The sequence below is a fragment of the Hymenobacter psychrotolerans DSM 18569 genome (assembly GCF_900142395.1).
Taxonomy (GTDB): Bacteria; Bacteroidota; Bacteroidia; order Cytophagales; family Hymenobacteraceae; genus Hymenobacter; species Hymenobacter psychrotolerans.
On the sequence record NZ_FRAS01000001.1, the window covers coordinates 254,161 to 268,552 of the forward strand.

At 58.5% G+C, this 14,392-nt stretch carries 10 protein-coding genes; 4 read left to right on the top strand and 6 right to left on the bottom strand.

Going from position 1 to position 14,392, the window contains the following annotated elements; translation table 11 throughout:
- Positions 1-11 precede the first annotated feature (11 nt).
- On the bottom strand, positions 12-644 hold the full coding sequence (locus BUE15_RS01060) for a DUF1684 domain-containing protein (RefSeq protein ID WP_073280838.1): 633 nt from the start codon (positions 642-644) through the stop codon (positions 12-14).
- A 20-nt stretch (positions 645-664) separates the two neighbouring features.
- On the bottom strand, positions 665-3,265 hold the full coding sequence (locus BUE15_RS01065; protein WP_073280839.1) for a T9SS type A sorting domain-containing protein: 2,601 nt from the start codon (positions 3,263-3,265) through the stop codon (positions 665-667).
- Between the two features lie 194 nt (positions 3,266-3,459).
- Between BUE15_RS01065 and polA the strand changes: the two genes are divergently transcribed.
- The 3 genes from polA (at position 3,460) to BUE15_RS01080 (ending at position 8,020) form a co-directional block, all read left to right on the top strand.
- Positions 3,460-6,348, top strand: coding sequence for a DNA polymerase I (polA, locus tag BUE15_RS01070; protein ID WP_073280840.1), 2,889 nt, complete (start codon positions 3,460-3,462; stop codon positions 6,346-6,348).
- Between the two features lie 153 nt (positions 6,349-6,501).
- Entirely contained in the window at positions 6,502-6,921 is a 420-nt protein-coding gene (locus tag BUE15_RS01075) for a DoxX family protein (protein ID WP_073280841.1), read from the top strand.
- Between the two features lie 70 nt (positions 6,922-6,991).
- Complete coding sequence (locus tag BUE15_RS01080) at positions 6,992-8,020, top strand: YpdA family putative bacillithiol disulfide reductase (protein ID WP_073281161.1); 1,029 nt, start codon at positions 6,992-6,994, stop codon at positions 8,018-8,020.
- A 74-nt stretch (positions 8,021-8,094) separates the two neighbouring features.
- On the opposite strand, the gene BUE15_RS01085 is transcribed toward BUE15_RS01080, so the two are convergent.
- The 3 genes from BUE15_RS01085 to BUE15_RS01095 form a co-directional block, all read right to left on the bottom strand.
- The gene (locus BUE15_RS01085) at positions 8,095-9,402 is read right to left on the bottom strand and encodes an SGNH/GDSL hydrolase family protein (RefSeq protein WP_073280842.1); all 1,308 of its coding nucleotides are present in this window, start codon (positions 9,400-9,402) and stop codon (positions 8,095-8,097) included.
- Between the two features lie 19 nt (positions 9,403-9,421).
- On the bottom strand, positions 9,422-10,717 hold the full coding sequence (locus tag BUE15_RS01090; protein ID WP_073280843.1) for an OmpP1/FadL family transporter: 1,296 nt from the start codon (positions 10,715-10,717) through the stop codon (positions 9,422-9,424).
- 151 nt (positions 10,718-10,868) lie between these two features.
- Positions 10,869-11,699 carry a cyanophycinase gene (locus BUE15_RS01095; RefSeq protein WP_073280844.1) on the bottom strand — a complete coding sequence of 277 codons (831 nt, stop codon included), beginning with the start codon at positions 11,697-11,699 and terminating at the stop codon, positions 10,869-10,871.
- A 424-nt stretch (positions 11,700-12,123) separates the two neighbouring features.
- Here BUE15_RS01095 and BUE15_RS01100 point away from each other — a divergent pair, with 424 nt between their 5' ends.
- Entirely contained in the window at positions 12,124-13,551 is a 1,428-nt protein-coding gene (locus BUE15_RS01100; RefSeq protein ID WP_139252068.1) for a hypothetical protein, read from the top strand.
- 74 nt (positions 13,552-13,625) lie between these two features.
- On the opposite strand, the gene BUE15_RS01105 is transcribed toward BUE15_RS01100, so the two are convergent.
- Positions 13,626-14,249: a redoxin domain-containing protein gene (locus BUE15_RS01105; RefSeq protein ID WP_073280846.1), complete on the bottom strand. Its 624-nt coding sequence runs from the start codon at positions 14,247-14,249 to the stop codon at positions 13,626-13,628.
- Between the last annotated feature and the right edge of the window lie 143 nt (positions 14,250-14,392).

The window sequence follows — 14,392 nt, forward strand, 5'->3', positions numbered from 1 at the left end:
AGAATCAGCTCCTAATGGTCGCTCCTGACGCCGGCTGCAATAACTACGAGCAGGCGGTTTTCGGCGGGCGGCACGGGGCAGGAGTAGCCGGCCTGGTAGGCGCAATAGGGATTATAGGCGCGGTTAAAATCCAGCACTACCTTACCCTGCCGGATCTGGCCGCGGCGCAGGTCTATGTACCGGCCGCCCCCGTAGCTGCCGTGGCCGTTGGTGCGGTCGGTGAAGGGCACGAACAGGTAGCCGCGGTATGCCGGGTTCTGCTGTAAGTCCAGGCTCTGGTACACTGTAAGCTGCTGCGGCTTGCCTTCGAAGGCGAAATGCAGCACCCCGTATTTGCGGTATAGCGGGCGGCGGGCGGTGCTGGTCTGCATCTGAAACGGTGCTCCGAGCGAGTCGGCTTCAAACCGCGCCGCCACGCAAGCCTCGTAGCTCACCGGATAGAACGGCAGGCCGCCAAACGTACGGCGTGCTTCGCGTGGTAGCGGCGTCCGGGTAGAGTCACGGTATTCGGCGTTCAGCTCCATCTGGAAAACTGCCACTTGCCGGCCGTGCTCTTCAGCAGTTGGTCGGACTGCAGCAGGTTGCGCCCGCACTAAGCCAGCGCCCAGCCAAAGCCAGCCGGCTAGTGCTATTAAATTCTTCATGGCGCAAAGTACGATCTGTGCTATTCTAGTACCACACGGCGGACTACGGGGCCATCGGCGTAGTCAACGCGCAGCAGGTAGACGCCGGCAGGCAGATGCTGTACTGAAATGCTCAGCTTGGCCTGTTTCACCTGCTGCTTGAACACTACCTGACCGGTAAGGTTTTGTAGCTGTACGAGTTGCGGCTGCCGGTCAGCAGCCAATTCCAATTGCAGTATATCCCTGGCAGGATTGGGATAGACACTGGTTGCCTGCTCCAATACATGTTGGGTTGTAGTACTAAGAGCAGCCGGCGGCATTAGTCGTGCCAAGCTCAAGTGTGGCTGTCCACCAGCAATAGCAAAGTAGCCTCCAACGAGCACCTTGCCATCAGGCTGCCTTACTAGCGCTTCAACAGAAGCTTGGTTATAAGCTGCTCCGACAGCACCTTGCGCTGAACTAAAATTTGTGACGACCTGCCCTGTGTTAGATACCAGTCCTAGCCCTGCCCATACTACGCGCGAGGGCGTGGCAGATCCTGATATTATCGATTCTACATACTCACCACCTACCAGTACATCACCGCTAGGCTGAATTGCAACAGTTCGCGCATACCGTACCGTTGAGTTCGAGGCAAACGTATAATCAATATTGCCATTCAACTCCAACCGGCGCAGGCTACTATTAACCCCAGCCAACGGGGAAAACCATCCGCCTACAAGCAATTTACCATTGGGCTGCTGGTACGCTGTCATCACTTGATAGAAAGGGTCATCGATTCCACTCACTATAAAACCGGTATCAGTAATACCACTAGCAGACATGCGGGCGAGGTTAAGAGTGGCAATACCGCCAAAATCAGTGAAGGACCCTCCGACTACAATATTGCCATCCGTCTGTTGACACAGCGTATTCACGAGACCCGTCGATGGCACCGTTAAGCTAGGATCGGGCACCCCTGTCGTAGTAGCCTTTGCTAGGCCGTAGCCTCCCGCCGTATTTCGGAAGTTACCTCCTACCCAGACGCTGCCATCCGAAAGAGGTAAAACAGTTTTAACAGTCGTCAAAGTATAAGGACTGGATGAAGGAGTGAACAGTGTATTTGGGATAAATCCTGGGTCAATACTACCAGTAGTAAGTAAACGAGCTAGTGCTGTGCGCTGAAAGCCTCCTATTTCGCTGAACGCTCCTCCTACGACTATTTTTCCATCCGACTGCACTTTGACAGTGTGTACAGGCCGATTGGTACCACACTGGTTAGTAAAGGCCACATCCAGCGTACCATCTGCATTAAGCCGAGCTAAGTTATCAGCTACCGTCGCGCCAATTTCGTGAAAATTGCCACCCACTATTATTTTACCATCCGGCTGCAGAGATATAGCGGAAACTGTACCTGGTATCTGAATGGATGGACGGAAGCTGGTATCAAGAGCACCCGTCTGTGATAGCAGAAATAACCCACCAGGCTGTCCTCCTGCCTGGGTGATGTTACCACCTATCAAAACTCGTCCATCGGGCTGCACGCATATCGTTTTAGGCCCCCAATTTGGCTCACTACTAACCTGCCAGGTTTGATCAATACTACCGGTTGCATTCAGACGTAACAGCCGGTACTGATTGGGCACGTACAGCCCTACCAGAATTTTTCCATCTTGCTGTAGTTGCAGATCCGTCAAGTAATTCAATTGTACGGTCCCCCCCGCAGCAGCAACTGGGTCCAAGACAAAGGAAGGGTCTGGTTGCCCATTGGTTTGCAACCGCATGACCACATTGCTATAGGGTCCACCAGTACTCAATCCTTCTACTCCAGCCATTATTACTTTACCATCAGCTTGTACCTGTAGCTTTTGTACAAGTGCAGTAGTAGTATATGACTGAAAAGTATTGTCTACACTGCCGTTGGCTTGCAGACGGATAATGCGAGTATCTGTCTGGCTGGAATTAAAGCGGTAGAAATCAGCGCTGACAACCATCTTGCCATCCGGCTGCAATGCTACTGCACTTATTTCTCGCATTGGAGCTAAGGCAGCATCGAAGCCAGCATCTACGGCACCGTTAGACAGTAAGCGCACAATACGTCGAAAGCGTCCCGAAGTATTGAATGAAGCAATGGGTCCCGCTACCAGTATTTTCCCATCCGGCTGAACCAGCAGATTAGTAATAAAATTATCATTGTGGCTACCAGCACCGACATTAAATGTAGGATCAGGAGTCCCATCGGCATTTAGTTGCATGAGTTCCACCCGCTTCAATCCGCTCACAACCAGCGTATCCTGCGAATTACCCATTGTTGCCAGCAGAATCTTGCCATTCGGCAGTATGCGTACCTGGGCTGGCCGCTTCAACAGTGGATATGAAGCCGTAGTGATGGTAACGTTTGCCTGAAAAGCCTGATCTAAGGAGCCATCAGCATTCAAACGTGCAATGGCTCGGGCTGGCAGACCATTGACGTATTCAAAACCTCCTACAATGACGCGTTTGCCATCCGGCTGCTGCGCCACGTCACTAACATCACTGACCTTGTAAAAGTGTTCTGCTATGAAAGCAGGATCGGCTGTTTGCGCCTGCGCCTTGTTTGCTAATAGTAGTACACTTGTCAGCAACATGACCAAATGGAATCTGATAAGTAGGCTTGTTTTCATATAAACTTCAGATTTTGATTGTGAGCATTTTGCAAATTCTTCTCTTGCAAGCCATATACCTGACCTTACAAGCGCATGACCCTGCCTTTAGCTATTAGGTTGCTTGCATGCGTACTTCATTTGTTCACGCTCTGTTATTGCCAGCAGTTGCTTTCACTCTATTCATCTGCTTCTGCCTTCCTTACCTTCGCCCCATGACTCCCGACGCCTCCGCCAACCAGCCCCACAAGCTCTTCCTGCTCGACGCCTTTGCTCTGATTTACCGCGCCCATTTCGCGTTCAGCAAGAACCCGCGCGTCAACTCCAAGGGCCTCAATACCGGCGCTATTCTGGGCTTCACCAACACGCTGGTGGAAGTGCTGCAGAAGGAAAAACCCACGCACATCGGCGTGGCGTTTGATGCCGCCAAGAAGACGTTCCGCCACGAGCAGTACGCCGAGTACAAGGCCCAGCGCCAGGCTATGCCCGAAGATATTGGGCTGGCCATTCCTTATATCAAGCAGATTATCAAAGCCTTTCACATTCCCATTCTGATGGTGGATGGCTACGAGGCCGACGACGTTATCGGCACCTTGGCGCGGCGGGCGGAGGCGCAGGGCTTCGGGGAGGTGTTCATGATGACGCCCGACAAAGACTACTGCCAGCTCGTAACAGACTGCGTGAAAATCTATCGGCCGGCCTTCATGGGCAACGCCGCCGAGGTGCTGGACGTGGCCCACGTGCTGCAGCGCTTCGAGATTGAGCGGCCCGAGCAGGTCATCGACATTCTGGGCTTGCAGGGCGACGCCTCCGACAACATTCCGGGTATTCCGGGCATCGGCGAAAAGACGGCCAAGACCCTGATTCAGAAGTACGGCTCGGTGGAGAACCTGATTGCCAGCGTGGACGAGCTGAAGGGCAAGCAGCAGGAAAACGTGCGCAACTTTGCCGAGCAGGGCCTGATGAGCAAGGAGCTGGCCACGATTCACCTCAACGTGCCCATCGAGTTTGAGGCCGACAAGCTGGTAATCGACCAGCCCGATACCGAGGCGTTGCGGCAGTTGTTTGATGAGCTGGAATTCCGGCAGCTGGCAGCCCGCGTGCTGGGGGGCGGCAGCCCGGCCGGCGTGAGCAGCACCGCGCCCACTCCGCGCGGCGCGCGGCGGCCTAAAGTCACGGAAGGCCAGGGCAGCCTGTTCGGCTCGTCGGCGGATGCGGCGGTGGGCATTGCGGCCGAAGAAGGCACCACGGGCAGCTTCGGTGCCCCCGCCGGGCCGCGCCTCACCCTGGCCGACGTGCCCCACAACTACCACCTCATCGATACGCCGGAGCTGCGTAAGTCGCTGCTGGAGTTTCTGCTGCAGCAAACCGAAGTCAGCTTCGACACCGAAACTACCGGCCTGGACACCATGACGGCCCGGCTGGTGGGTCTTTCGTTCTGCTGGCTGCCCGGCGAGGCCTACTACGTGCCCGTCCCGCACGACGACCACGCCGCCGCGCAGGCCTTGCTGGACGAGTTCTGCCCGTTTTTCGAAGCGGAAAACATCCTCAAAATCGGCCAGAACATCAAGTACGACCTCACCATTCTCAAGCACTACAACGTGCGCGTGGCCGGGCCGCTCTTCGATACCATGCTGGCCCATTACCTGCTGGAGCCCGACATGCGCCACAACATGGACGTGCTGGCCGAAACCTACCTGCACTACACGCCCGTGCCCATCACGGCGCTCATCGGCCCGAAAGGCAAGAACCAGAAAACTATGGCCGACCTGCCGCCCGCCGAGGTGTCGGACTACGCCTGCGAGGACGCCGACGTGACGCTGCAGCTCAAACATGTATTCGAGCCGATGCTGAAGGAAGTGGGCCTGCTGGACCTGTTGAACGAGGTGGAAAACCCGCTGGTGCCCGTGCTGGCCGACATTGAGTACGCCGGCGTGAAGATTGACTCGGCGGCCATGGGCGAGTATTCGGCCGAGTTGCAGGGCTACATTCAGGAGATTGAGAAGCAGATTTTCAGCGAGGCCGGCCAGGAGTTCAACATCGGTTCCCCGAAGCAGCTGGGCGAAGTTCTGTTCGACAAAATGGACCTGGGAAGCGGTAAAATCAAGAAAACCAAAACCGGCCAGTACGCCACCGGCGAAGAAATCCTGAGCCAGCTGGCCGCCGATGCGCCTATTGCGGGCCTGATTCTGGAGCACCGCCAGCTTACCAAGCTGCGCAGCACCTACGTGGAGGCGTTGCCCCAGCTGGTGTGCGAGTTGGACGGCCGTGTGCATACCAGCTTCAACCAGGCCGTAACGGCCACCGGCCGCCTCTCCAGCACCAACCCCAACCTGCAGAACATTCCGATTCGCACCGAGAAGGGCCGCGAAATCCGCAAGGCCTTCGTGCCGCGCGACGAACAGCACGTGCTGCTGGCCGCCGACTATTCGCAGGTGGAGCTACGCATCATGGCCGACTTCTCGGGCGACAAAACCATGATTGAAGCCTTCCGCCAGGGGCTCGACATCCACACTAGCACCGCCAGTAAGGTGTTCCATGTGCCGCTGAACGAGGTAGATGGCGAGATGCGCCGCAAGGCCAAAACCGTCAATTTTGGCATCATCTACGGCATTTCGGCCTTCGGGCTGGCTCAGCGCATCGGCATTTCGCGCAAGGAAGCCACCGAAATCATCGACACGTATTTCCAGGAGTTTTCGTCAGTGAAGCAGTTCATGGACGACAGCATCAACCGGGCGCGGGAGCTGGAATACGCTACCACCCTGCTGGGTCGCCGCCGCTACCTGCGCGACATCAACTCGCGCAACGCCACGCTACGCGGCTACACCGAGCGCAACGCCATCAACGCCCCCATCCAGGGCACGGCCGCCGACATCATCAAGAAGGCCATGATCAATATCCACGACTGGCTGATTGAGGAAAAGCTCAAAACCAAGATGATTCTGCAGGTGCACGACGAACTGGTGTTTGACGCCGTGCAAGAGGAAGTAGAGTACATCACGCCCAAAATCAAGGAGCTGATGGCTACGGCCCTGCTGCTGCCCCACGGCGTGCCGCTGGAAGTGGAAGTAGGCACCGGCCGCAACTGGCTCCAGGCCCACTAAAGCCACATGACTGATTCACTGAGGCGTCCCCGGAGGCCAGAATCATTTGGTTTTGGGCACGAAGGCAGCTACTACACATCCACGCAGTCGGGCATCTTCGCGACATGCGGGGCCGTATAGCCTGGCATACGACTCCCTTTAGCAAGCAGCCTTATGGCATACGACACTCATACCACCACGCTGCAAAACGTAGCCCGCGGCGTACTGGCCTCGTTTATGGTAGTAGCCGGCACCGGCCACCTCACCTTTGCCCGCCGCGAATTTCAGGCCCAGGTTCCCGACTTCGTGCCCTTGGACAAAGACACCACGGTTCTGGCTTCGGGCGTGGTAGAAATCGGGCTGGGGCTGGCGTTGCTGCTGCTGAAAGGCCGCAGCCGGGTCCTGATGGGCATGGGGCTAGCCGCCTTCTACGCCGCTGTTTTCCCCGGCAACGTGCATCAGTACACCCACCATATTTCCGCTTTCGGCCTCGATACCGATGAGAAGCGCTTGGCCCGGCTGTTTTTTCAGCCCGTGCTGATGGGCTGGGCGTTGTGGAGCACGGGCGCGCTTGAGGCCTCAAAACGCAGATAGCATGGGCCGCGAGCCTAGCGTATCCCGGCCCGACGTAAACCCCCGACCCCCTGAGTTGGTAGTACAGGATATGATACCAGATTCTTCTTTTGATGTAGTGGTGATTGGGGCCGGGCCGGTAGGGCTGGCGTGTGCCCTGGAAGTGCAGCGGCGCGGCCTCACGGCCTGCGTGGTCGACAAGGGCGCGCTGGTCAATTCCATCATCGGCTACCCCACCAACATGGAGTTTTTCTCCACTCCTGAGCTGCTCGAAATCGGGGGCCACCCCATGACTACGCTGCACTACAAGCCCCTGCGCGAAGACGCCCTCGACTACTACCGCCGCGTAGCCCAGGCCGAAAAGCTTACGCTACGCCTCTACGAGCGGGTAGTAGGGCTGGAAGGCGAGCAGGGCCGCTACGAAGTAGTGACGGAAAAAGGCCGGATTGGAGCGCAGTTCGTGATAGTGGCCACCGGCTTCTACGACGTGCCCAACTACCTGCGCGTGCCCGGCGAAGACCTGCCCCACGTGACGCACTACTACAAAGAGCCCTACGCCCACGCCGACCAGGATGTGGTAGTCATCGGCGCTAAAAATTCCTCGGCCAAAGCCGCGCTGCAGTTGTTGCGGGCTGGCGCCCGGCCAGTGCTGGTGGTACGCAGCCCCGAAATCAGCGAGTCGGTGAAGTATTGGATAAGGCCCGATTTGCTTAACCGCATCAAGGAAGGCCGGATTGGGGCACTGTTCAACACTACCGTGCAGCGCATCACCGCAACCACCGTGGAGGTGCTCACGCCCGATGGCCTGCGCAGTCTGCCCGCCCAGCACGTGTACGCCCTCACCGGCTACCACCCCGACTTCACGTTTCTGGCAACTCTGGGCATCACCTGCGACACAGACGCCGCCCAGACGCCCACGCACAACGCTGAAACCCTGGAAACCAACCGCCCCGGCCTGTACCTGGCCGGCACCGTGTGCGGCGGCCTCAACACCAGCCGCTGGTTTATCGAAAACGGCCGCTACCACGCCCAGCTGATTGCGGCTCGCCTGGCCGGCGAGGCAGCCCCACCGCTTCCGGAAGTGCTGCAGCCGGTGCAGCTGCTGCCCAGCCACAGCTAGCACACCACTCAATAGAAAAAGCCCGCTCTTGGACATCAGGAACGGGCTTTTTTTGGTATCAAACCACTCAGAGCCTACGGGAAACGTACGCCGCGGTAGTTGTTGGGGTTGACCTGCGACAAGCTGGAGCCATACTTGGAGTTGATAGCGCTGATCATCTCGTTGGCGATAACCGCGTAGCCACGGGGCGTGGGGTGCACGCCATCCAGCGAAAACAGGTTGCCGGAGATGAAAGCCGCCGTGTTGTTCACCGCATCCGATACGATGCCGGTAGCGGCAATACGCGCGAAGAAAGCGTTGGCATCGAACACAGCCAGCCCTTTCTCGTTAGCCTTGGCCGTGAGAGCCGTATTGTAGGCCGTAGTAGCATCGCGCACCAGCGTCTGCTCCGAAGCGTCCAGCACGAACTGGCTGGGCAACGGGTTAGCTGCAGTGGGCGAAATGCCTGCTCCTACCGGGAACGGATTGCCGGAAGTGGCAGTACCAATCACTGAGGAAGAAGTGAGCGTCAGCAGGTCGGCGTCGGTGGCTTCGCGCACACCCGCACTGGTCTGGATGTAGAGGCTCAGCGCCTGGTTGCTGGCTTTAAACGTGGCTTTGATAGCCGCTACGCGCACCGTAGTGAAAAATGGTACGTTGGTCACGTTCGGGATGGTAGCTACCACGCCTTTCGCGCCGTTTGCCGTCAGCACATTGATGATGCGGTTGGCTTTCAGCTGGAACGTGTCGGTGCGGGTGATGGCCGTGGGCCCGAGCGCGCCACCGGCGGTAGCATAGCCCAGTACATCGTTGTTGCCGAGCCAGCAGGTAAAGAAAGTAGCCGTAGCCGCCTCCGCTTTCACGCGCTGGAAGTACGTCTGCAACGGATTAGCCGCCGGCGTAATCCGTTCAAAGTACGCATTGCCCACCTGGCTGCCGTAGCCCGGAGTCTGGATATCAGCAAGCTTAATGCCCGGCACGCCGAGGTTGTTGACAGGGGCATCGTAACGGGTGTACAGTGCCTGTGGCGTAATAGCGCGTACCGCCAGATTGGTCGTTACGTTGGCCGTGATGGGGTTGCCGGTGGCCGTGAAGCCTGTCAGACGCAGGTAGCCGGAGCCGTTTTCCTGGTTCGGCTGGTTGAACAACGGCTGGGCGAAGTCACCGCCGCCAACGGTTTTGAACTGCTCTGCCAGCAGGTTAGGATACGAAGCCAGCTGACCTTCGAGGTAGAGGCCATTGTCGCCGTAGCCGGCCGTGAGTGAGTTGCCGACGGCAATGTAGCGCGAGAAGTCAGCGGAGCCTTTGTCGGCACCGGGGGCATCCAGCTCTGGCTGGCAGCCAGCCAGTCCCAGACCGAGCAGCGCCAGAGCGGGCGCGGTACGTTTCAACAGAGTATACATGGGAGTTGTCAGGAAGAGCTTAGAAAGTGTAGTTCAGGCCGATGCCCGGAATCAGAACGCGGGTTTTGTAGGTACCCGCAACCCGGTCGGCGGTGTTGTTGGCCACCAGGTCAGCTTCGGTCTGGGTACGCTTCTTCAGGTCGATGAACTGACCGGAAACGTCCACGCCGAAGTTGCCGAACTTGTAGGAAGCGCCCAGCGTCAGGCCGATCCGGTCGGCGTCGGGCGTTTCCGGCGTCACGAAACCGTCTTTCACCGGCGAGAAGTCATAGGAAGCACCGGCCCGAACGGTCAGGCCGCTGGTCAGCAGGTACTGGCCCCCGAGGCGCAGCGTTACGGCATCCTCATACTCGCGGCGCGAGGTGCTGATGTTGGAGCCGCCCACCTGGCCGGAAGGCGACACCAGTCCGCCGGCGCCGTTGTTGCCGCGGAAGTCGAATTGCAGAATCTTGTATTTGCTCCACTCCACGTAGTTCACATCGAAACCGAGCGTCAGGTTTTCGTTCGGCATGAACCCGATGCCCAGGCTGGTGGTGGCGGGCAGCGGCAGCGTAGCATCAAACTCGGTAGCCGTGAAGCGGGAGCCCAGTGAAGTCGGCACGTTCGTGAATTTCACGTCGCCGCCTTCCACTTTGGCGTCAATCTTGGAGCGGTAGCTGGCCCCAATGCTCAGCTTCTCGGTAGGCTTGAAGTAGATACCGGCATTGAAGCCGAGCTTGGTGGTGGCTTTGCCGTCGAGCTCGACGTGAGCCGGCCCGGAGCCGGCCGCGCCTTCCACCGGAATGTCTCTCTGCAGGTTCACGGCTCCGTAGGCCAGAATCACCATGCCCGCCCCCACACTCAGCTTATCCGTTACGGCGTAGCTGACGGTGGGCTGCACGTAGATGGATTTCAGGTCGATGCCGGTCAGCGAGTAGCGGCCTTCCCAGCCGTCAGCGTACTCCACCTTGTTGCCGAAGGGCGTGTAGACGGCAATACCGGCGGCAAACTTGCGGTCCTCGGAGCCGAAGCCGGCATACAGGTTGAAAGGCGTTACGATGTTGTTTTTCAGCTCGCGCTGCGCGCCGCCATACTGCGAGCGGAAGGCCTGGCGGGCCATAGTAGCATTCACACCAACCTGCACGCCCCGGTCCTTCACCATGGTTAGCGCGCCGGGGTTGTAGAACATGGCCGCCTGGTCGAGGGAAAGTCCTACGCCCACGCCGCCCATGCCGTTGTTTTTCTGCCCGGCCAGTGTTACCTGGTAGCCGCCTGCCGAAGCAGCGGTGCCCGTGAGTAGCGCACCACTCGCGAGGAGTAGAGATTTTAGAGTCATATAAAAGAGGGAAATAGGTGAGAAGTGAGTTGATGTGATTAAATGTAGGGAGAAAAACGGTTTTTTAGTCGGCGTGCCGACTATTTTTCCCGCAAGCGAGTACGGATTCGGGTGCGGCGGGAACCGGCCCGCAAATATGCGGCACTACGCCTTATGCAGCATCAGTGCCGGGAGCCACTACCCTTCGGCTGTGGAGTTGCAGGCGCTGGCCTGCTACCAGCAGATGCACCCGCAGGTCTTGCCCGCTCACCGGCTCGCCCCGGCCTACGCGGCCCAGGTTGTTGCCCCGCAGCTGCTGCCCGTCTACCACCATCACCACGCCGTCGCCAAACACCTCAGCCTCAGTACCTCCCCGGATGATGATGCCGGTTTCTTCGGCCAGGCCAATGCCCAGGCACATGGGGTGGGCCAGCACGGCGTGCGCCAGCCGTCCGAAACGGCCGCGTTCCACAAAATGCTGGTCGATGAGCAGCCGGGGCAGCAGCCCGAGGCCGGCGCTGGTTTTCATGCCGCCTTTGCGCAAAGCCCGCCAGCCGTGGCCTTCTATCACCATGTACTCGGGCAGCACGGCCGCTCCGGCGCTGGTACCAGCCACCATGAAACCGGCATCCTGCTGGTACCGCTCGCGCAGCACCTCCAGAAACTGAGAGCCATGCAGAAAATCGGTGATGCGCTCCTGGTCGCCGCCACTAAAGAACACCAGTCCGGCCCGGCTCAGGCGGCGCAGCGTATCGTGGGCATCGGGGGAATGATGCTCGCTGATGCGCAGGTGCCGCACACCCGTGCAGCCCAGCTCGCGCAGGGCCCGCTCGTAGGCGCGGCCCGAGCGGATGTCGTCGCGGGAGGCAACCGTAATAACTTCGACGGCAGTATCCGGCGTCGGCAGCAAGTCGCAAAGGAGCGCCAGCATGGCATCATCGTCGCCGCCGCCGAGGGCGACAAGGGTTCCGAGCGGCGGGTCGGCAGGCGTCTGGTGAGGCATAAAAAGCGCGGAGGAACGGCCCAAATGTACGGGTTGGCCTGGAAACGCTTGCAGGACAGCTGCCGTCCGATCAAAAGAGTTGATTGTTAGGCGGAAATAATCCTTCTTGCAAGACTATACTATTGCTCTGTTATCTGCCGCTTGCCCACTTTCACACCTGTTGCCACTGTAGTTACTGACAAAGAGGCTTTCCCGGCGTTCAGTTGAACGCTGTACCTCACCCTTTTTCATTTACAACAATGGTACACGATTACCCCCCCCCCCCGCATAAAGCGGGCTACTATCAGCCAGGCCCTGCGCCAGGGCCGTTGCGGCAGCACGGCCATTTCGGTGAGCGGCGTCCCGGCCGGCATCTATGTACTTGAACTCACTGGCCCCGCGGGCCTACGCCGCACGCGCCGCGTGCAGGTAACACCTTGATTATATGCGCTATCTACTTTTCTTCTGGTTGGCAGTCCTGTTGGGGCTGCCAACTAATGCGCAGGTGCGCCAGCAACGGGTATATGGCTCAGCGGGCAATGAGGAAGGAGGCCTTCTAACGCCACTGAGCACAGGGGGCTACCTGTTGGTGGGCTCCCAGCGCGTCACCTCCAGCGTATCACCGCGCCTGTTCGTGGCCCGGCTCAACGCCGTGGGAGATACCATCTTTACTAAGCGCGTTACACTGCCCGGCTACACCTTTGCCATCCCGCAATATACCTGCGTGAACGCTGCTAATCAGGTGCTGGTAACCGCTACTACCCTTCAAAGTTCGGCTCCGCTGAATGGGCACGCGCTGCTGTTACTGTTTTCGGCTCAGGGCGACACGCTCTGGACCCGCAAAACCATTGGCCCGACGAATGACTATTATTCCAGTGTGCTGCTCGGTAACGACGGCAACTTTGTGCTAACGGCCTCCTTGAATACATTTCCGCAGTGGATGAAAATAAGCGCAACTGGACAAGTAGTGTCCCAGACTACCATCAATTATGATGCGACTGACGTAGGTGCCGTCAGCGGTTTATTCAAGGACAATTCCGGGCAAGGCGGCTATTGGCTACTCAACACTAAAGGAATTGTTGGCAATGCCCGCAAATTCCTGCATTTGACTGAATCAGGCGTAGTGGATCAAAGTAAGCCCTTATATGGCAATGGGTATGATCTTATTAATAGCATCGCCCCGCTTGCCAATAATGCTGGTTATATAGCCTGTCAGGATGGGCGACTTGTCCGCTTTACGGCGGCGCTGGACACGATCTGGACCAAAACCCTCCGCTACACCGCCCCCAACGGCTTCAGCGGCTTTGCCGGCCCGAACCTTATCCAGCCCCTGGCCGATGGCAACTTCGTACTGGCCGGCGGGTTCAATAGCTTCGGCAACCGCGTGTACCTGAGCAAAATTACGCCCACCGGCCAGGTGCTGCGCGACACGGTGCTCTTCCGCACCGGCGGCAGCGAATACGTGCGCAGCCTGCTGGTAGCACCGGGCACCAGCAACTACGTGTTCAGCGGCTACGCCACGCAAGGCCCGCTGGGCGGCGCCGACCTGTTTCTGGGCATTCATGCCAACTGGAACGTGCTTGGCACTACAAGCCCACGCCAGCAGCCTGTACGCACGTTGCAGGCCTGGCCCAACCCGGTGGCAGGCTCCGGCACGTTGCAATTACGTGCCGACCAAGCATTAATTGGCGAAGTGCTCCTGCGGGACGCGCTGGGGTGCGTCGTGCGCCGCTGGCCGACGACGCGGGAGTTGGCTACGGCTGGTGGGCAGCACCTACAACTGGCTGGTGTGCCGGCCGGCGTATACCTGCTCACGGGTCAAACAACAGACGGTCAGCGCTATGTAGCACGCCTCCTGTGCGAGCAGCATTGACGAAATCTTGATTTATACTACCAACAGCCCCATTCAATAGTTAGAATGGGGCTGTTGGTGTTTTAAAGGGGCTTCTACGACCTTCCGTACTGATCTACGGCACCGGCCATGCGGGCAAACACCTGATGCCACGACTGGCCGTAGGGAAAAAACCCGTGCCGGTCGCCGCTGTCCCACTGCTGCCGCATTTCGGGGGTGTCAATCTTGTAGTCGGGGCGCTGGCGGCTGGTAATGTCGCGCAGGTCGTGGTGCAGGTCGGCGAGGCTGGGGCGGCCCCAGTACCAGTAGCCACAGTAGATTTTGTAGATTTTCAGGCCCGGTTCCAGCACGAAGGTGTGCGGAATCATGGGGTTGTTGTGTGGGTCGGTATATTCCTGAATAGCGAGGCGGTGCTGCACAATGCGCTTCTCATCGTGCAGAAAGGTCCAGTGCGCGCCCACGCCCAGTCGCAGGTCGTTAGAGAGCAGCAGCGAATCGGTGGTGATGGTGACAAGCTGCGCGAAGCCCACCTGCAGCTGCGGATAAAAGCGCGCCAGCTCCAGCAGCTGCTGCCGGTCTTTGGGGCAGTACACGCCGCGGTTCAGGGTCACAATCATCGGGTCGTGGCCCTGCAGCAGCGAGAGGCGCCGCATGACGCCGGTATGGTCGGGCAACTCAAAGTCGGGCAGTGTGGTGCCGGGCATTATATCGGGAGCCATAGAACGAGCAGGGTAAGATGGTTCTGTAATATACTGATTCGTGCATATAAACCATATTTTGTAAAAGAATAATACAAACCTAAGCACCTTATTCTTATTCCTCCACAAGCCGGGAAAAGCCTTTCGTGCGCCGTCGCAGGGGC